The sequence below is a fragment of the Psychrosphaera algicola genome, assembly GCF_028401425.1.
Classification (GTDB): domain Bacteria; phylum Pseudomonadota; class Gammaproteobacteria; order Enterobacterales; family Alteromonadaceae; genus Psychrosphaera; species Psychrosphaera algicola.
This window is the reverse complement of record NZ_JAQOMS010000002.1, coordinates 761,713-780,693: the sequence shown is the minus strand read 5'-3', so window position 1 is coordinate 780,693 and position 18,981 is coordinate 761,713. Positions and strand designations below refer to the sequence as shown.

Annotated in this window: 11 protein-coding genes, 2 tRNA genes, 3 rRNA genes and 5 pseudogenes; 13 read left to right on the top strand and 8 right to left on the bottom strand. The window is 42.9% G+C overall.

Going from position 1 to position 18,981, the window contains the following annotated elements; genetic code table 11:
- Positions 1–78: 78 nt before the first annotated feature.
- The 12 genes and pseudogenes from PN838_RS04190 to rrf all read left to right on the top strand — a co-directional run bounded on the left by PN838_RS04190 (position 79) and on the right by rrf (position 11,745).
- On the top strand, positions 79–1,572 hold the full coding sequence (locus PN838_RS04190; RefSeq protein ID WP_215961997.1) for a CoA-acylating methylmalonate-semialdehyde dehydrogenase: 1,494 nt from the start codon (positions 79–81) through the stop codon (positions 1,570–1,572).
- 28 nt (positions 1,573–1,600) lie between these two features.
- Positions 1,601–2,759: pseudogene (locus PN838_RS04185) on the top strand (acyl-CoA dehydrogenase family protein).
- A 9-nt stretch (positions 2,760–2,768) separates the two neighbouring features.
- A complete protein-coding gene (locus PN838_RS04180) occupies positions 2,769–3,545 on the top strand; it encodes an enoyl-CoA hydratase (RefSeq protein ID WP_215961995.1) in 777 nt (258 codons plus the stop codon).
- Positions 3,538–4,259 (top strand): annotated as a pseudogene (locus PN838_RS26015) (enoyl-CoA hydratase/isomerase family protein). Before PN838_RS04180 ends, PN838_RS26015 begins: the two are co-directional and overlap by 8 nt.
- 7 nt (positions 4,260–4,266) lie before the next feature.
- Entirely contained in the window at positions 4,267–4,434 is a 168-nt protein-coding gene (locus PN838_RS26005; RefSeq protein ID WP_334313274.1) for a hypothetical protein, read from the top strand.
- 2 nt (positions 4,435–4,436) lie between these two features.
- The gene (locus PN838_RS26000) at positions 4,437–4,685 is read left to right on the top strand and encodes an enoyl-CoA hydratase/isomerase family protein (RefSeq protein WP_334313273.1); all 249 of its coding nucleotides are present in this window, start codon (positions 4,437–4,439) and stop codon (positions 4,683–4,685) included.
- Positions 4,686–4,696: 11 nt separating this feature from the next.
- Positions 4,697–5,583 (top strand): annotated as a pseudogene (gene mmsB, locus PN838_RS04170) (3-hydroxyisobutyrate dehydrogenase).
- A 582-nt stretch (positions 5,584–6,165) separates the two neighbouring features.
- Positions 6,166–7,700 (top strand): 16S ribosomal RNA (locus tag PN838_RS04165).
- 232 nt (positions 7,701–7,932) lie between these two features.
- Positions 7,933–8,008, top strand: a tRNA-Ile gene (locus tag PN838_RS04160).
- A 92-nt stretch (positions 8,009–8,100) separates the two neighbouring features.
- A tRNA-Ala gene (locus tag PN838_RS04155) sits at positions 8,101–8,176 on the top strand.
- Between the two features lie 370 nt (positions 8,177–8,546).
- Positions 8,547–11,422, top strand: a 23S ribosomal RNA gene (locus tag PN838_RS04150).
- A gap of 208 nt (positions 11,423–11,630) precedes the next feature.
- Positions 11,631–11,745 (top strand): 5S ribosomal RNA (gene rrf, locus PN838_RS04145).
- The 16S, 23S and 5S rRNA genes sit together here with 2 tRNA genes alongside, the layout of an rRNA operon.
- Before the next feature lie 132 nt (positions 11,746–11,877).
- On the opposite strand, the pseudogene PN838_RS04140 reads toward rrf, so the two are convergent.
- From PN838_RS04140 to PN838_RS04110, 7 genes and pseudogenes are all read right to left on the bottom strand, one after another.
- A pseudogene (locus PN838_RS04140) lies at positions 11,878–12,534 on the bottom strand (IS630 family transposase); the annotation flags it as partial.
- A protein-coding gene (locus PN838_RS04135) for an IS630 family transposase (RefSeq protein WP_272180397.1) occupies positions 12,509–13,545 on the bottom strand; the annotation gives its coding sequence in 2 pieces (ribosomal slippage) (positions 12,509–12,963 and positions 12,963–13,545; 1,038 coding nt in all). The pseudogene PN838_RS04140 and the gene PN838_RS04135, both read right to left, overlap by 26 nt.
- 44 nt (positions 13,546–13,589) lie before the next feature.
- Positions 13,590–14,027: a helix-turn-helix domain-containing protein gene (locus PN838_RS04130; protein WP_272179845.1), complete on the bottom strand. Its 438-nt coding sequence runs from the start codon at positions 14,025–14,027 to the stop codon at positions 13,590–13,592.
- 470 nt (positions 14,028–14,497) lie between these two features.
- Positions 14,498–14,791, bottom strand: coding sequence for an alpha/beta hydrolase family protein (locus PN838_RS04125; RefSeq protein WP_272179844.1), 294 nt, complete (start codon positions 14,789–14,791; stop codon positions 14,498–14,500).
- A gap of 130 nt (positions 14,792–14,921) precedes the next feature.
- Positions 14,922–15,377 (bottom strand): alpha/beta hydrolase family protein, encoded by a 456-nt coding sequence (locus tag PN838_RS04120; protein ID WP_272179843.1) that lies wholly within the window; start codon positions 15,375–15,377, stop codon positions 14,922–14,924.
- A 187-nt stretch (positions 15,378–15,564) separates the two neighbouring features.
- A complete protein-coding gene (locus PN838_RS04115) occupies positions 15,565–16,530 on the bottom strand; it encodes an IS630 family transposase (protein WP_272179842.1) in 966 nt (321 codons plus the stop codon).
- A gap of 274 nt (positions 16,531–16,804) precedes the next feature.
- A pseudogene (locus tag PN838_RS04110) lies at positions 16,805–17,853 on the bottom strand (Leu/Phe/Val dehydrogenase).
- A 178-nt stretch (positions 17,854–18,031) separates the two neighbouring features.
- On the opposite strand from PN838_RS04110, the gene PN838_RS04105 reads away from it, so the two are divergent.
- On the top strand, positions 18,032–18,463 hold the full coding sequence (locus PN838_RS04105; RefSeq protein ID WP_272179841.1) for a DUF4826 family protein: 432 nt from the start codon (positions 18,032–18,034) through the stop codon (positions 18,461–18,463).
- Positions 18,464–18,492: 29 nt separating this feature from the next.
- Here PN838_RS04105 and PN838_RS04100 read toward each other — a convergent pair whose 3' ends face one another.
- Positions 18,493–18,957 (bottom strand): GNAT family N-acetyltransferase, encoded by a 465-nt coding sequence (locus PN838_RS04100; RefSeq protein WP_272179840.1) that lies wholly within the window; start codon positions 18,955–18,957, stop codon positions 18,493–18,495.
- Positions 18,958–18,981: the final 24 nt, after the last annotated feature.

Sequence of the window (18,981 nt, the reverse complement as noted above, 5' to 3'; positions counted from 1 at the left end):
GCTTTAATGCAAGTATCTTATTTAGTCATATAGAACTAAATTAATAATAACGACCACTTGCATCAAAGAGGCTACGGCATGAAACAGGTTCCACTATTTATCAACGGCGAATGGGTAGATTCTAAATCTACTAGAACGATAGACGTAACAAACCCAGCGACTCAAGAGGTTATAGCCAAAGTTCCGTGTGCAACCAAAGCGGAAATGACCGCGGCAATAGAGAGTGCAAAGCAAACATTTAAAACGTGGAAAGAAGTCCCGGTTCCTCAACGAGCTCGGGTTATGATGAATTACGCGTATTTGTTGAAAAAACACCAAGAAGAGATCGCCGGTATTATTTGCGAAGAATTAGGTAAAACGAAAGAAGACGCGATGGGCGATGTTTGGCGTGGTATTGAAGTTGTAGAACATGCAGCAAATATTCCTTCAATGATGATGGGCGAAACCGTTGAAAACGTAGCGCGCAATATTGACACATATAGTTATACCCAACCTTTAGGCGTCTGTGTGGGTATCACCCCGTTTAACTTCCCTGCAATGATCCCATTATGGATGTTCCCATTAGCTGTGGCCTGCGGTAATACATTTATTTTAAAACCTTCTGAACAAGATCCATTAACACCAACACGCTTAGTTGAATTATTTGAAGAAGCCGGCGCACCAAAAGGTGTGTTACAAGTTGTTCACGGTGACAAAGAACAAGTGGATATTTTGTTAAACGAACCTGAAGTGAAGGCCATTTCATTTGTTGGCTCAGTAGGTGTTGGTCAATATATATATAAGACAGGTACAGACAACATGAAACGCGTTCAAGCGTTTTTAGGTGCGAAAAATCACATGGTTGTTATGCCAGATGCAAATAAAGACGCCGTTGTTAATAACATCGTTGGAGCCTCTGTTGGGGCTGCAGGTCAGCGCTGCATGGCAATTTCGGTCGCTGTATTTGTTGGTGAAGCACAAAAATGGATCCCAGAAATTCAACAAAAACTTGCCTCCGTACGCCCGGGTCATTATACCGATCCTGAAGCCGCCTATGGTCCACAAATTACACCTCAAGCAAAAGTTCGAATTGAATCGCTAATTGCTCAAGGTAAAAAAGAAGGGGCGACTTGTGTATTAGATGGCAGTGGCTGCGAAGTCCCTGGATTTCCAAATGGTAACTGGGTTGGCCCAACTATGTTTACTGATGTAACCGAAGAAATGGAAATTTATAAACAAGAGATCTTCGGTCCTGTATTTTTAACCATGAACGTAGATACGCTTGACGACGCCATAGACCTAATAAACCGTAATCCATACGGTAATGGAACGTCTATTTTTACCTCATCTGGTGGTTCAGCTCGTAAATATCAACACAATATTGAAGTGGGGCAAGTTGGTATCAACATTCCTATTCCGGTGCCATTGCCATTCTTTTCGTTTACAGGTTGGAAAGGTTCGTTTGCCGGAGACCAGCATGCGTATGGTAAACAAGCAGTTAAGTTTTATACAGAAACTAAAACGATTACATCTCGCTGGTTTGACGAAGAAACAGCAGCGTCAGGTCCTAACATGTCGATTACGTTAAAATAAAAGCGCCAAAGCAGACAGGGGTTAAACGATGGATTTTAATTTAAATGAAGATCAAAAAGCATTTGTCGACTTGGCAAAACAGTTTTCTGATTCTGAGCTTGCACCTAATGCGGCCAAGTGGGATGCAGAGCATATTTTTCCAAAAGATGTGATGCAAAAAGCCGGTGAACTTGGCTTTTGTGGTTTGTATTCGCCAGAAGACGCCGGTGGCATGGGGTTAAGTCGATTAGACTCTGCGCTCATATTTGAACAGCTTTCCATGGGCTGTACGGCAACTACAGCCATGTTGACTATTCATAATATGGCGACTTGGATGATATCAACTTGGGGAACTGAGTCGGTTAAATCAACATGGTGTGAGAAGCTTGTAATGGGTGAACAACTTGCGTCGTATTGTCTCACAGAACCCGGTGCGGGTTCTGATGCGGCGTCATTAAGAACTAGCGCTAAACTCGATGGCGAGTACTTTGTGATTAACGGTTCTAAAATGTTTATCTCTGGCGCTGGAGAAACTGACGTCCTTGTTGTAATGGTGCGCACGGGCGGCGAAGGGGCCAAAGGCATTTCTGCCGTTGTTGTACCGGCAGATGCGGAAGGCGTGATTTATGGTAAAGCAGAAGAAAAGCTCGGATGGAACGCCCAACCAACACGTCTTATTACGTTTGATAATGTCCGTATTCCAACGGATCATCTATTAGGTGAACTCGGTCAAGGATTCTCATTTGCTATGAAAGGGCTTGACGGTGGCCGAATTAACATAGGTGCTTGTTCTGTTGGGACAGCACAACAGGCAATGGATACTGCTATTCATTACATGAAAGAACGTTCGCAATTTGGCAAACCATTAGCCGCGTTTCAGGCACTGCAGTTTAAATTAGCAGACATGGCAACAGAATTAGTTGCAGCTAAGGCAAATGATCCGTCTAGCTGCGTTTAAGCTTGACTCAAATGACCCTGAAGCATCGGCGTATTGCGCAATGGCAAAACGATTTGCGACGGATGTTGGATTTCAAGTGTGTAATGAAGCACTGCAAATTCATGGAGGTTACGGCTATATCAAAGAATACCCATTAGAGCGTCACTTTAGGGACGTTCGCGTGCATCAAATTCTTGAAGGCACAAATGAAATAATGCGGTTGATCATCGCTCGTCGTCTTTTAGATGAAGCCGCAGCAGAAATAAAATAAGGAATACAAATGTCTGATTTATTAAAACTATCTATCTCTGGGCACGTTGCCACAATTATGATCGCGAACCCTCCAGCGAATACGTGGACGTTTGAGTCGCTATCGGAACTTAAAACGTTGGTCGAGGCGCTTAATATTAACAAAGCCGTTTATGCATTAGTCATTACAGGCGAAGGTGAAAAATTCTTTTCTGCGGGGGCGGATCTAAAATTGTTTGCCGACGGGGACAAAGGTGTTGCGTCAGACATGGCTCGTGTTTTTGGTGCTGCTTTTGAGGCATTACGAGATTTCCAAGGAGTATCTATAGCTGCAATTAATGGTTATGCCATGGGGGGCGGATTAGAGGTTGCGCTAGCGTGTGATATTCGTGTTTGTGAAGAGCAGGCGCAACTCGCATTACCTGAAGCTAAAGTTGGACTATTGCCTTGTGCTGGTGGAACGCAACATTTGTCATGGCTTGTCGGTGAAGGCTGGGCAAAACGCATGATCCTATGTGGTGAGCGCTTAACAGCAGAAAAAGCACTGCAAATTGGTTTAGTTGAAGAAGTTGTCGCGAAAGGTGGGGCATACAATACAGCTTTGGCGTTAGCAGAGAAAACAGCTGAACAAAGCCCGAGTTCTATAACAGCTTGTAAATCGCTAATTCAAGCAGGACGCAACGGCTCAATTAATGCTGCATTGGCCAATGAACGTGAACAATTTGTCGCTTTATTCGATACCAAAGATCAGAAAGAAGGCGTCACTGCCTTTTTAGAAAAACGCCCTGCAATATGGATGAATGAATAACAAGGAGATTCAAATGAATGAACCTGTTTTATTTCGTGAGTTAGAAAGTGTTTCTGGTAAAAAGATTGGCATTGCGACACTAAATGTAGAGACGTCGTTAAATGCACTAAACCTAGAAATGGTGAAGTTACTCACCAAGCAGTTATTAGAATGGCAACAACGTTCAGATATTGCTTTGGTAATGTTAGAGGGCAGCGGCGGAAAAGCATTTTGTGCTGGAGGTGATGTTGTTCAACTATATAAAGCAACTGTCGAAGCTGGTAAATCGGCTATTGCACCTTATATAGAAACGTTTTTCACACAAGAATACGAACTAGATTACTTAATTCATACATTCGGAAAGCCCATTTTATGTTGGGGTCACGGTATTGTTATGGGAGGCGGTTTAGGACTATTTGCAGGAGCAAGTCATCGGGTTGTTACCCAAAAATCCCGAATTGCCATGCCTGAGATTACGATTGGCCTATATCCGGATGTTGGTGGTACTTACTTCTTAAACAAAATGCCAAAAGGTGCGGGGCTTTTTTAGCGCTAACAGGGGCATCAATTAATGGCAGTGACGCCAAATTTGTACAACTTGCAGATCATTTTGTATTGAGTGAGCATCAAGGTGATCTAATTGAAGAAGTACTTTTAGTGAAGTGGGGCGATACTGAAGCTCTAAACCACCAAAAGCTTTCCGATGTTCTCGTTAAATTTGAACAAAAAGACTAAGGTACATATGCCTGTTGGCAATATAAGTCGATTTAACACTTTGTTGAGCGATTTAGCATTAACAGAAGATGTTAGCTCCGCTGTGACATTAATTATCGACCATGCTAGTGATGATAAATGGATGTTAAAAGCGCAGGACAGCCTAGCAAAGGGAGCCCGCTTACAGCACATATAATAATGAAACAGTTGGCTTTGGGTAAATCATTGTCATTAGCCGATTGTTTTCGACTGGAACTTGGATTGTCATGTAATTGTTCAGCCATTGGCGAATTTGCTGAAGGTGTGCGTGCACTATTAATAGATAAAGATTACTGCCCTAGTTGGTTTTACGAAACGGTGCACGATGTAGATCCTCAGATGTTAAATAAAATGTTTACCTCTCCTTGGACAACAGATTTACATCCGTTAAAAGATTTGGGCAAATAAGGAAGAATATTATGATGAAAATAGCATTTTTTGGTTTAGGCAATATGGGCGGCCCTATGGCTGCTAATTTACTTAAAGCTGGTTTTGAAGTGAATGTATTTGACCTATTTCCGAAAGCGGTGGAACAACTTGTCGCATTAGGTGCTACTACTGCAGATACGCCAAAGGATATCGTTCAAGATTGTGACGTCGTCATTAGTATGTTGCCTGCGGGAAAACATGTCCGAGAGTTATATATTGGTGAAGACGGACTCATTAATTATCTTAATGTTGGCACACTTGTCATCGACTCCTCTACTATTGACTCTGCAACAGCGCAATCTGTCGCGGCTATTTTAGCCAATAAACAAATCAATTTTATTGATGCACCTGTTTCGGGTGGGGTAGCGGGCGCGACAGCTGGAACATTAAGTTTTATGACTGGTGGTTCTTTATCTTCCTTTAATCAAGCAAAACCTTTGTTAGAAGTAATGGGTAAAAACATCTTTCACGCTGGCGAGGTTGGCGCTGGTCAAGTTGCGAAGGTTTGCAACAATATGCTGCTGAGTATTTTAATGGTTGGCACATCTGAAGCATTACAACTTGGTGTAGACAATGGACTAGACCCAACAGTCTTATCTGAAATCATGTCCAAGAGTTCTGGTAGTAATTGGACATTAGACGTATATAACCCATGTCCGGGTGTTATGCCAACTTCACCTGCAAGTAATGAATACCAAGGTGGTTTTATGACAGACTTGATGTTGAAAGACTTGGGGCTAGCCATGGATACTGCTGTTGGTTCACAAAGTACAACGCCATTAGGAGCTTTAACTCGAAACTTGTACTCAATTCATCAAAAATCAGGTAATGGCAAAAAGACTTCTCAAGTATATTTGAGCAATTTTCTTCTAAATAGGTATTAATCGCCTAATTTGGAAAATTTTACATTCTAATTTGCACTAAACCGGAAGTTTACTATAGTTAATTTCCGGACTTTTGGACTCTTATCCATTATTGAATTACGACTCTCTAAAGGTGTGACCCAAGCTTTTTGTACCTATTTAGTACGTATTACAATCGTTTTGATTGATATTTAACCGAACAAACAAAAAAGTGAATTTAATTGAAATTAGGGGTTGCACAATTTTTTGGTTTCCCTAAAATGCGCGCCTCTTCCAACGACAAACGTCAGCGGCAAGAGGGCGTCAATCAAGTGTTTAAAAAGTCTTTAAAAACTTATTAAATAAAGGGTTGACACCAAAATTGGAGAGTGTATTATGCGCCTCCCGGTTAAGGCAGCCTTGAGCGACTAAATTGATAGTCAGTCCTAACCAGAACCTTCGGGGTTCGAAACGTTCTTTAACAATTTGTAATTAATTATCTGTGTGGGCACTCCGTAGAGTAGTGACAACAAATATATATGTATAAAGCTACTTATATAGAATGTCTGCACAAATTTATTTGAACAGTATTTTTATTAAGTAGCCGATTAAACTTTTAAGTGAAGAGTTTGATCATGGCTCAGATTGAACGCTGGCGGCAGGCCTAACACATGCAAGTCGAACGGTAACATGAACTAGCTTGCTAGTTTGATGACGAGTGGCGGACGGGTGAGTAATGCTTGGGGATTTGCCTTTAGGTGGGGGACAACAGTTGGAAACGACTGCTAATACCGCATAGTAGCTACGGCTTAAAGAGGGCTTCGGCTCTCGCCTTTAGAGAAGCCCAAGTGGGATTAGGTAGTTGGTGAGGTAAAGGCTCACCAAGCCGACGATCCCTAGCTGGTCTGAGAGGATGATCAGCCACACTGGAACTGAGACACGGTCCAGACTCCTACGGGAGGCAGCAGTGGGGAATATTGCACAATGGGCGCAAGCCTGATGCAGCCATGCCGCGTGTGTGAAGAAGGCCTTCGGGTTGTAAAGCACTTTCAGCGAGGAGGAAGGTTTAGTAGTTAATACCTGCTAGATTTGACGTTACTCGCAGAAGAAGCACCGGCTAACTCCGTGCCAGCAGCCGCGGTAATACGGAGGGTGCGAGCGTTAATCGGAATTACTGGGCGTAAAGCGTACGCAGGCGGCCATTTAAGTCAGATGTGAAAGCCCCGGGCTCAACCTAGAACTGCATTTGAAACTGGATGGCTAGAGTGTGAGAGAGGGTGGTAGAATTTCAGGTGTAGCGGTGAAATGCGTAGAGATCTGAAGGAATACCAATGGCGAAGGCAACCACCTTGGATCAACACTGACGCTCATGTACGAAAGCGTGGGTAGCAAACAGGATTAGATACCCTGGTAGTCCACGCCGTAAACGATGTCTACTAGCAGTTCGTCTCTTAAGAGATGTCTTGCGCAGCTAACGCATTAAGTAGACCGCCTAGGAGTACGGCCGCAAGGTTAAAACTCAAATGAATTGACGGGGGCCCGCACAAGCGGTGGAGCATGTGGTTTAATTCGATGCAACGCGAAGAACCTTACCATCCCTTGACATCCAGAGAATTTTCTAGAGATAGATTAGTGCCTTCGGGAACTCTGAGACAGGTGCTGCATGGCTGTCGTCAGCTCGTGTTGTGAAATGTTGGGTTAAGTCCCGCAACGAGCGCAACCCCTATCCTTAGTTGCTAGCAGGTAATGCTGAGAACTCTAAGGAGACTGCCGGTGACAAACCGGAGGAAGGTGGGGACGACGTCAAGTCATCATGGCCCTTACGGGATGGGCTACACACGTGCTACAATGGCAAGTACAGAGGGTTGCGAACTCGCGAGAGTAAGCGGATCCCATAAAGCTTGTCGTAGTCCGGATTGGAGTCTGCAACTCGACTCCATGAAGTCGGAATCGCTAGTAATCGTGGATCAGAATGCCACGGTGAATACGTTCCCGGGCCTTGTACACACCGCCCGTCACACCATGGGAGTGGGCTGCAAAAGAAGTGGGTAGTTTAACCTTCGGGAGGACGCTCACCACTTTGTGGTTCATGACTGGGGTGAAGTCGTAACAAGGTAGCCCTAGGGGAACCTGGGGCTGGATCACCTCCTTAACGAAAAGTCGCACATGCGAAGTGTCCACACAGATAATTAATTACATATTGTGAGCAAGAAGTAAGCTACAAGTCATCTACAAGTGAGAGCTTGTAGTGTGTAACCTTAGGGTTGCGCAGTGGATTTTGTGCTTAGGCAACGCCGCGAAGAAACGAGTCGAAGGGCGCTATCGTCTGATAGTAACCGAGCGAGTTTCGAGCAAGGCAGCATAAGGGCAAAAGACCAAGCAAGAGGCCTGTAGCTCAGCTGGTTAGAGCGCACCCCTGATAAGGGTGAGGTCGGCAGTTCAAGTCTGCCAGGCCTACCAATACGCTCCTACTCTGCGTTAAACGCTTCGTCGTTTAGCGGGCTAAACGTCCTCAGCGTTTGCCTTGATTAGAAACGTCTTGGTATTTAATTGGGGCTATAGCTCAGCTGGGAGAGCGCTTGATTTGCATTCAAGAGGTCCGCGGTTCGATCCCGCGTAGCTCCACCATTCACCACAAGCACCTGACTAGCAGGTGGGCGTAATAAGTTGCTTAACCGGAAGGGGACCTTCCTGACAACTTATGTACTCGCTAAAGTGGCAACCTTCTTCGTAAGAAAGTGCTAAATAATAGATTCTCATTGAGAAGTTATTCTTTAGTGTTTTTTATAAACGCATTGCTCTTTAACAATTTGGAAAGCTGATAAATAAGGTAAACATTATTGTTTATTTAATTTGTTATTCAACAATTTAAAAAATAATTTTGATTATCACTGTAAGAAGAAAACTCAAGCGTTATTTATGTCGATTGTACTTTTAGCGAGTGCAATCAAAATGGCATAACCTACGACTGACAGTATGAGAATACTTAAGGTTGTATGGTTAAGTGAATAAGCGTATACGGTGGATGCCTTGGCAATTGGAGGCGATGAAAGACGTGTTAATCTGCGATAAGTCTGGTTAAGGTGATAAAAACCGTTATAGACCAGAATTTCTGAATGGGGAAACCCACCCTTTTAGGGTATCGCATAGTGAATACATAGCTATGCGAGGCAAACCTGGAGAACTGAAACATCTAAGTACCCAGAGGAAAAGAAATCAACCGAGATTTCCTGAGTAGCGGCGAGCGAAAGGGAAACAGCCGAATCAGTATAGTTTAGTGGAAGCATCTGGAAAGTTGCACAGTAAAGGGTGATAGTCCCGTACACGACAAGCTATATTGGACATATTAAGTAGGTCGGGGCACGAGAAACCTTGACTGAAGATAGGGGGACCATCCTCTAAGGCTAAATACTCCCAATTGACCGATAGTGAACCAGTACCGTGAGGGAAAGGCGAAAAGAACCCCTGTGAGGGGAGTGAAATAGAACCTGAAACCGTATACGTACAAGCAGTAGGAGCAGACTTGTTCTGTGACTGCGTACCTTTTGTATAATGGGTCAACGACTTATATTTTGTAGCAAGGTTAACCGAATAGGGGAGCCGTAGTGAAAGCGAGGGTTAACTGCCCGTCTAGTTGCAAGGTATAGACCCGAAACCCGGTGATCTAGCCATGAGCAGGTTGAAGGTTGAGTAACATCAACTGGAGGACCGAACCCACTAACGTTGAAAAGTTAGGGGATGACTTGTGGCTAGGAGTGAAAGGCTAATCAAACCGGGAGATAGCTGGTTCTCCCCGAAATCTATTTAGGTAGAGCCTCGGACGAATACTTACGGGGTAGAGCACTGTTTGGGCTAGGGGCCATCCCGGCTTACCAACCCCATGCAAACTCCGAATACCGTAAAGTACTATCCGGGAGACACACGGCGGGTGCTAACGTTCGTCGTGGAGAGGGAAACAACCCAGACCGCCAGCTAAGGTCCCAAAGTTATTGCTAAGTGGGAAACGATGTGGGAAGGCTTAGACAGCTAGGAGGTTGGCTTAGAAGCAGCCACCCTTTAAAGAAAGCGTAATAGCTCACTAGTCGAGTCGGCCTGCGCGGAAGATGTAACGGGGCTAAGCAATACACCGAAGCTGCGGTAGCGTAATTTATTACGCTAGGTAGGGGAGCGTTCTGTAAGTGGCTGAAGGTGACTCGAGAGGGTTGCTGGACATATCAGAAGTGCGAATGTTGACATGAGTAACGATAATGGGAGTGAAAAACTCCCACGCCGAAAGACCAAGGGTTCCTATCCCATGCTAATCAGGGTAGGGTAAGTCGGCCCCTAAGGCGAGGCAGAAATGCGTAGTCGATGGGAAACAGATTAATATTTCTGTACTTTTAATCATTGCGATGGGGGGACGGAGAAGGCTAGGTGAGCACGGCGTTGGTTGTCCGTGTGAAAGTATGTAGGTTGGCTGCTTAGGTAAATCCGGGCGGCTAGAACTGAGATACGAGACGATACTCTACGGAGTAGAAGTCATTGATGCCATACTTCCAGGAAAAGCCTCTAAGCTTCAGATGATTGAAAACCGTACCCTAAACCGACACAGGTGGTCAGGTAGAGAATACTAAGGCGCTTGAGAGAACTCGGGTGAAGGAACTAGGCAAAATGGTACCGTAACTTCGGGAGAAGGTACGCCGGTTTTGGTGATAGGACATGCTCCTTAAGCTGAAGCCGGTCGCAGTGACCTGGTGGCTGCAACTGTTTATTAAAAACACAGCACTCTGCTAAATCGAAAGATGACGTATAGGGTGTGACACCTGCCCGGTGCCGGAAGGTTAATTGATTGGGTTATCGCAAGAGAAGCTCATGATCGAAGCCCCGGTAAACGGCGGCCGTAACTATAACGGTCCTAAGGTAGCGAAATTCCTTGTCGGGTAAGTTCCGACCTGCACGAATGGTGTAATGATGGCCACGCTGTCTCCACCCGAGACTCAGTGAAATTGAAATCGCAGTGAAGATGCTGTGTACCCGCGGCTAGACGGAAAGACCCCGTGAACCTTTACTACAGCTTGACACTGAACATTGAGCCTACATGTGTAGGATAGGTGGGAGGCTATGAAACTTGGACGCCAGTTCAGGTGGAGCCAACCTTGAAATACCACCCTTGTATGTTTGATGTTCTAACGTTGGCCCCTTATCGGGGTTGCGGACAGTGTCTGGTGGGTAGTTTGACTGGGGCGGTCTCCTCCCAAAGAGTAACGGAGGAGCACGAAGGTTTGCTAAGTACGGTCGGACATCGTACGGTTAGTGTAATGGTAGAAGCAAGCTTAACTGCGAGACAGACACGTCGAGCAGGTACGAAAGTAGGTCATAGTGATCCGGTGGCTCTGTATGGAAGGGCCATCGCTCAACGGATAAAAGGTACTCCGGGGATAACAGGCTGATACCGCCCAAGAGTTCATATCGACGGCGGTGTTTGGCACCTCGATGTCGGCTCATCACATCCTGGGGCTGAAGTCGGTCCCAAGGGTATGGCTGTTCGCCATTTAAAGTGGTACGCGAGCTGGGTTTAGAACGTCGTGAGACAGTTCGGTCCCTATCTGCCGTGGGCGTTGGATGATTGAGAGGAGCTGCTCCTAGTACGAGAGGACCGGAGTGGACGAACCGCTGGTGTTCGGGTTGTCATGCCAATGGCATTGCCCGGTAGCTACGTTCGGAATCGATAACCGCTGAAAGCATCTAAGCGGGAAGCGAGCCTCGAGATGAGTCATCCCTGACAGTTTAACTGTCCTAAAGGGTCGTTGAAGACTACAACGTTGATAGGTAAGGTGTGGAAGTGCTGTGAGGCATTAAGCTAACTTATACTAATTGCCCGTGAGGCTTAACCATACAACGCTTAAGTGTTCTTAAGACATTGATGGTCGAAATTATTGAATGTGTGAATACAAATCTTATTTATACCGTATTGCCTTAGGCGGTACGAGCTTTCTGAATGTTAAATCAATTAATTTGAGTATATTGATGTTGATTACGTCGCTCCTAGCCATCCCTAGCTTCGCGACATAAGTACATCCATGTACCAAAAACAGCTTTTGCCTATAGTGGCAATAGCGCTGTGGAACCACCTGACTCCATTTCGAACTCAGAAGTGAAACGCAGCTGCGGCGATGGTAGTGTGGCATTTGTCATGCGAGAGTAGCTCACCGTCAGGCTCCCATTCGAAAAATCCCTTGAACGAAAGTTCAAGGGATTTTTTCGTTTTGGCGTTAAACAATTTCAAAAGCTCAGGTTGATTTCCTCTGCACTCGGTTGGAGGTTCCAAATATCGCTAATACCAATCCACCTTAATTTGTTCCCACTGAAGCCCAAGCCCTAGTACACATTTTAATGACTCTTTTTGTATCGCTAATGAAGCAATTCCATGCTTTTGTACATGAGTTCACAATGTCGTCATAACCTTTAAAACTTTTATTGGCTAAATGGTGCTGACGCATCCAACTCCATACTTGTTCGATTGGATTCAGTTCTGGTGAATATGGTGGAAGTTTTATTAGCGTCACATTATCAAATGGTTGTACCGTATCGAGCGTATGCCAGCCTGCACCATCCATGATAACTACGGCATGTCGGCCTATTGGTGTCGCCTTTGATATTTGCTCCATATGCAATGTCATTACTTCTTTGTTAACGTATGGAGTGATCAGCGCTTCTGTCCTTCCATTGCGTGGGCAGACTGCGCCGAAGAGATACGCATATTCAAATTGTTGCTGTTTGACCGCTCTTGGCCTAGTCCCTTTTTTTGCCCAAACTCTTGTCGTTGTATTTTGCTGTCCAAACCTTGCTTCGTCTTGAAACCATATATCCATATCTTTAGGCATAACATTAAATGGAGTGTTAAGGATCGTTTCAGGGTGAACTTTTTTAAAAGTCTCTTGGTTATTCTGAGACTGCTTTGGGTGCTTATACCAATCCACCTTAATTTGTTCCCACTGAAGCCCAAGCCCTAGTACACATTTTAATGACTCTTTTTGTATCGCTAATGAAGCAATTCCATGCTTTTGTACATGAGTTCACAATGTCGTCATAACCTTTAAAACTTTTATTGGCTAAATGGTGCTGACGCATCCAACTCCATACTTGTTCGATTGGATTCAGTTCTGGTGAATATGGTGGAAGTTTTATTAGCGTCACATTATCAAATGGTTGTACCGTATCGAGCGTATGCCAGCCTGCACCATCCATGATAACTACGGCATGTCGGCCTATTGGTGTCGCCTTTGATATTTGCTCCATATGCAATGTCATTACTTCTTTGTTAACGTATGGAGTGATCAGCGCTTCTGTCCTTCCATTGCGTGGGCAGACTGCGCCGAAGAGATACGCATATTCAAATTGTTGCTGTTTGACCGCTCTTGGCCTAGTCCCTTTTTTGCCCAAACTCTTGTCGTTGTATTTTGCTGTCCAAACCTTGCTTCGTCTTGAAACCATATATCCATATCTTTAGGCATAACATTAAATGGAGTGTTAAGGATCGTTTCAGGGTGAACTTTTTTAAAAGTCTCTTGGTTATTCTGAGACTGCTTTGGGTGCTTAGAGCGACTCGTTATCCAGCTATAGCCTAAAGATTCGAGTAATTTGTAGACGGAATTCGGGTGGTAAGTTACGCCAAAGTTATCCACGATGTAACGGTGTATTCGTTCACCAGTCAATCTGCCGCCTGTTGCGCTAACGGATTGTTTTTCAACAAACTTGGCTAATTTTAGTTTTTGGATCTCGTTTAGATACGGTTCTCGTCCTTTTGCTTTTTTACTTTCCAATCCATCTAAGCCAAAGGAAAGGTACCGCTTAATCCATTCATTAACGATACGCCGGCTTACGACTAGCATACTGGCTATCTGGGTTCTATTTTTACCATCTAGAAAATGGTAAACGGCCAAAAGGCGTAACTTTTTACGTGCGTTTTGTTCAGCTTTGGCTAAGGCCAAAACATCATTTTTAGAATTTACTTTCACATTTATAAACGATTAGACTGTAAGTGCTGTTATTAGATCACAATTTAAAATGAAATGGTATTAGAGCGACTCGTTATCCAGCTATAGCCTAAAGATTCGAGTAATTTGTAGACGGAATTCGGGTGGTAAGTTACGCCAAAGTTATCCACGATGTAACGGTGTATTCGTTCACCAGTCAATCTGCCGCCTGTTGCGCTAACGGATTGTTTTTCAACAAACTTGGCTAATTTTAGTTTTTGGATCTCGTTTAGATACGGTTCTCGTCCTTTTGCTTTTTTACTTTCCAATCCATCTAAGCCAAAGGAAAGGTACCGCTTAATCCATTCATTAACGATACGCCGGCTTACGACTAGCATACTGGCTATCTGGGTTCTATTTTTACCATCTAGAAAATGGTAAACGGCCAAAAGGCGTAACTTTTTACGTGCGTTTTGTTCAGCTTTGGCTAAGGCCAAAACATCATTTTTAGAATTTACTTTCACATTTATAAACGATTAGACTGTAAGTGCTGTTATTAGATCACAATTTAAAATGAAATGGTATAAGGCTCTTTTGGAATGACGTTTTTTGTTCTGAATTTATGAGCTAATTTAAAACGAATTATGAACTTCCTCTGCACTCGATTGGAGGTTCCAAATATCGCTAAAGCTCTTTTGGAATGACGTTTTTATTCCGAACTTATGAGCTAATTTAAAGCGAATTATGAACTTCCTCTGCACTCGGTTGGAGGTTCCAAATATCGCTAAGGCTCGACTCATATTACAAGCTATGAAATGACGTTTACTGCAAGAAAAACTCGTCATCTCAAAATCGCGAAGCGATATTTGAGATCTCCTTCAAAATGCAGAGGACGTTTTATGTCCTGAAATCATGAGCCAATTTAAAGCGATCTATGAACCTCCTCTGTATTTGGCACTAGGGAGATTGCGACTCCATTGCTAGAATTTTAAGTTTAATTAAATATCCAGCCATAAATTTCAAGTAGGGCAGCAGAGTCATAATTTGAGGTATGAGGAACATTGTCAATTTCTGAAAAGGTTACAGGTTTAGAACAATCTTGCCATACTTGAGTTGTTGTCCCATTGCTAACTGCAGTTACTTTGGCCTGTAGAGTTGTTTCAAAAGAATTACTGCAACCGTTTTTTAATTGCCAGTGTGCTATGGTTTCTTCGACAGATCTTATCTGGCCCAATTCTCGACCTGTTATTGGAACTTCATTATCTATATCGCTATGAATATGGTGCATGGCGACGGGGTTGCAGTAGAACATTTTTCAAATTCTCCACGAAACTGTCCTGCTAACGCTACGATTGCAGTGATTTTTTCAGGAATAGTACAAGCAAGTTTGTATGTCATAAAACCGCCAGCGGAATACCCTAAAAATACACAATGTCGCTCGTGATGTTATATTCGATTTTCAATTGGTCTATGACACTACTTAAAAAGTTAACATCACCTAATTTATTTTCTGTGTCGTTTACACTGTCCCACCCCCAGAATCTATTAATTCCCTGTGGCGTAGCGACAAGTAAGCTTTGAGTGTCACCGAGTAATTTAGCATTAAAAATTGTATTAACCTTTTTTGGTGTCATAGGTGCTCCATGTAACAATATTGCTATGCCCTTGATTGGCAAACTTGGTGCATATACCGTTATGTCACGATTGTCCCAAGGCATACAATCCATATCATCTGGAATTGTAACTTCTGAACATTGAATTACTTCCTTTGCAATTTCAGTTGGCTTAGTTGAGCTGTCGTCACTACAACCTGCTAGTAAAGATACTAAAATACTTATTATTAAAATCATAAATGCTGAAATGTGTTTATTCATTTTACTTCTCTTAAATTATGGAAGCATTAGCTTGTCACCTTCAAAGATTTACTCAATAAAGAGGCCGCTATGAATTAGTAATGGAATTGTAATGGTCTGTTAATAAGGGGATTGCAGGCCGTTTGGTTAGTTCCATGTCTGTTTAACTTGTTATAAAATTCTAATATTATACCATTTCGGAAAAAGATTAGGTCAGGCATATCCAATCCCTCGTACACATTTTTGTCACCCGTTTTGTATCGCTGATAAAATCGTTCCATGCTTTCGTACAAGAGTCGACAATATCGTTATAACCTTCAAAACATCGGTTCGCGATATGATGTTGCCTAATCCAACTCCATACTTGCTCTATTGGATTCAACTCTGGTGAATACGGTGGCAATTTGATGAGAGTGACATTATCAAATGGCTGAACCGTATCGAATGTGTGCCAACCTGCGCCATCCATTATGACGACGGCATGTCTACCTAATGCTGTCGCCTTTGATATTTGCTCCATATGTAATGTCATTACTTCTTTGTTTACGTATGGGGTTATTATCGCCTCAGTTTTACCATTTGCTGGGCAAACCGCACCAAACAAATAGGCGTACTCGAATTGTTGCTGTTTGACTGCTCGTGGCCTGCTTCCTTTCTTTGCCCAAACACGACTCGTCGTGTTTTGTTGACCAAAACGAGCTTCATCTTGGAACCAAACATCTACATCGTCTGGCATAACCCTCAGTGGAGTGTTAAGGATCGTTTCCAACAGGAACTTTTTAAAAGCGTCTTGCGCTTCTTGTGATTGTTTTGGATGTTTAGACCGACTGGTGATCCAGTTGAAGCCTAGGCTATGTATTACACTGTAGACATGACTTAGATTGAAACGGACATTAAATTCATTGTCGATAAAATCTCGAATATCTGAGCCGGTTAATCTCCCGCCTTGTTCAGACGTCGATCGTTTACTAATAAATTGGGTTAAAATTGCCAGCTGCTTACTTGTCAATTTTCTTGGGCGACCGGATATAGGTTTGTTTTCTAAGCCAGCAAGACCATCGGCTAGGTAGTTTTGGACCCACAAGTTCACGCTACCTCTTGCGACATTAAGACGTCTAGCGATGCTTGTTCTACTTTCCCCGGCGACAAAATGGGAAACAGCCAATAATCTCATTCGTTTTCTTGCATTGGGCTCCTTTCTTGAAAGAGCTAATAGTGACTGTGATGTATGAGCCAATTTTCGAATATTCCACTATGATGAACCTAGCCATATTAGATCAGATATTTAACCAAAATGGTATTAGATACGTTTATTAGTAGGCCGGTGCTGAACTTTTTCCTTTTAAGTATAAATAGATGTTAGCCAAACTGACTGTTGTGGGATAAGTATAGGAGAGAGTAAAAAGCCGCTAAAAAGCGGCTTTTAAATTGAGGCGTTTAAACAAATATTATTTGTACTTTCCGCCTTTGGCGATAATTTCCTGCGCCATAATATCTGCTATTTCATGTGTAGGGCGGTTTTCATTGTCAGCACGTTGAAAAATTTCTAACAAGGTATCGTAAATTTCGTGAACCTTGGCTGTCGCTTTTTCTGCACTATAACCATCTTCATCTTGCTCAAAAAGATATTAATTATGCCGCCAGCATTAATTGCATAATCAGGGGCATATAAAATTCCCTTATCTTTCAGCGCATCGCCATGATGTGGTTTTGCTAACTGATTGTTTGCACAACCAGCAATAATTTTTACTTTAAATTGCGGTATCGTGTCGTCGTTAACGGTCGCACCGAGTGCACACGGAACATAGATGTCTGCATCCACAGCATAAATGTCATTTAAACCAACCGCTGTTGCAGCGTAATGCGTAACAGCGTAATCAATTGAGTCATTGTTTATGTCAGTTACAATAAGCTTGGCACCATCATTGTGTAAACGTTCACATAAATACATACCTACTGAACCTAAACCCTGAACTGATAGCGTTAATCCTTCAAGGTTATCAGAACCAAACTTATGTTTTGCAGCGGCTTTGATGCCGAGATAGGTTCCAAGCGCTGTAAACGGCGCAGGGTTTCCACTTTGGCCCTCTAATCCAACAACATAATCTGTCACACTATGGGCTTGCATAATATCGGCTGTCGTAATATTTACGTCTTCAGCAGAATAGTAGGTACCATTCATGTTATTAAGTTTATGGCCGAACGCTTTAAATAAGGCTTCAGACTTTAACTTTTTAGGATCACCTATAATAACAGCTTTACCGCCACCAAAATTTAATCCAGCTAACGCATTTTTGTAGGTCATGCCTTTTGATAAACGAAGTACGTCAATTAACGCGTCTTCGTCTGAGGCGTAATTCCAAAAACGACAGCCACCTACTGCCGGCCCACAATTAGTATTATGAACGGCGATAATTGCTTTTAATCCCGTTTCTTGATCTGAACAGAAAACAACCTGTTCATGGTTGTCAAATTCGACTTGAGAAAATACAGACACAACTGCTCCAGTAAATAGATATGATCAGCAGGACTCTACCAAAGCTGCTTTTTCTCTACCAGTATTTAGAAAAAGACAGATCTGGTGCGACCAGTTTGAAGTGTAAATAAAATAGCGCTTGTAGCCTTACTCATTAATTAGTACAGTCTTGAAAAAATAGCGAACAATTAAAAATATAATGTCTGAAAATAAAACTAATACCTTAACTGAAGAAGAAATTAATCAGTGGTGCAAAGCATCATATCAAGAAGCGACTAAAATATTAGCGCAAAACGGGATCATTACCGAGTCTGTTGATACTAAAGACAGTCGTTATTTACCGCCTGTCATTGCATTCTGGAAACTAAAATCAACTGACGGCAACCAATTTTGGGTTGTATGTGGAGAAATTAAACATGACTTTCTCCCTGTGTCTGCGGCAAATTCGGCACGTGAAGCTGCGCGGTCTTTTGCATTACGTTGGCAAATTGAAGTCGAACAACTCGTGACAAAACAACAGGTTGAAACTGATGAAGCGGTAATCGAACAGCTAAAACAGGAAGCTGCAGATACTAACTTTTGTGCAGATAGACTTTATCAAATTTTTGAAATAGAAAGCTTTTGGGGTTAGGCCGTTTTTGCACTAGAAGCCTTAGGTTTTTAGTGCAATATTCCATGCGGGCAAACAAAGCTATTTACCGAACAGCTTAACGTTTGCTTGGGTAGCCCTGTTTCCATATAAACACCTCCAACAGGTTTGAATCCTTGATTAGTAAAATAACTTACGTTATCAAGTTCTGCATCTATGGTAACTTGATTGATCCCTTTCCTATGCGCAATAGACAACAATTGTTGGATTACCTTTTGTGCAGCGTTGGTGTTCCTATATTTCATCAAAACAGCAATACGACTAATTTTCCCATTTTCACAAATACGTCCAGTTGCTACCGCTTTATCGTCTTCGTTTCTAACTAATACGTGTTCACAATTTATGTCGTTGTTATCAAACTCTTCCGTTTCAGGAATTCTGTGTTCGCAAATAAAAACCTTATTTCGTACTTCTTTTATCTCCTCGATATAATCGGTTTCTCTACGCCAATTAACGTTATTAACCTTGTAACTCATGTTCATCCAATATAAAAAAATAGC

Coding starts and splice junctions, on each gene's coding strand:
- PN838_RS04190 (WP_215961997.1), top strand. CDS start 79: ATGAAACAGGTTCCACTATTTATCAACGGCGAATGGGTAGATTCTAAA.
- PN838_RS04180 (WP_215961995.1), top strand. CDS start 2,769: ATGTCTGATTTATTAAAACTATCTATCTCTGGGCACGTTGCCACAATT.
- PN838_RS26005 (WP_334313274.1), top strand. CDS start 4,267: ATGCCTGTTGGCAATATAAGTCGATTTAACACTTTGTTGAGCGATTTA.
- PN838_RS26000 (WP_334313273.1), top strand. CDS start 4,437: ATGAAACAGTTGGCTTTGGGTAAATCATTGTCATTAGCCGATTGTTTT.
- PN838_RS04125 (WP_272179844.1), bottom strand. CDS start 14,791: ATGCACCATATTCATAGCGATATAGATAATGAAGTTCCAATAACAGGT.
- PN838_RS04120 (WP_272179843.1), bottom strand. CDS start 15,377: ATGAATAAACACATTTCAGCATTTATGATTTTAATAATAAGTATTTTA.
- PN838_RS04115 (WP_272179842.1), bottom strand. CDS start 16,530: ATGAGATTATTGGCTGTTTCCCATTTTGTCGCCGGGGAAAGTAGAACA.
- PN838_RS04105 (WP_272179841.1), top strand. CDS start 18,032: ATGTCTGAAAATAAAACTAATACCTTAACTGAAGAAGAAATTAATCAG.
- PN838_RS04100 (WP_272179840.1), bottom strand. CDS start 18,957: ATGAGTTACAAGGTTAATAACGTTAATTGGCGTAGAGAAACCGATTAT.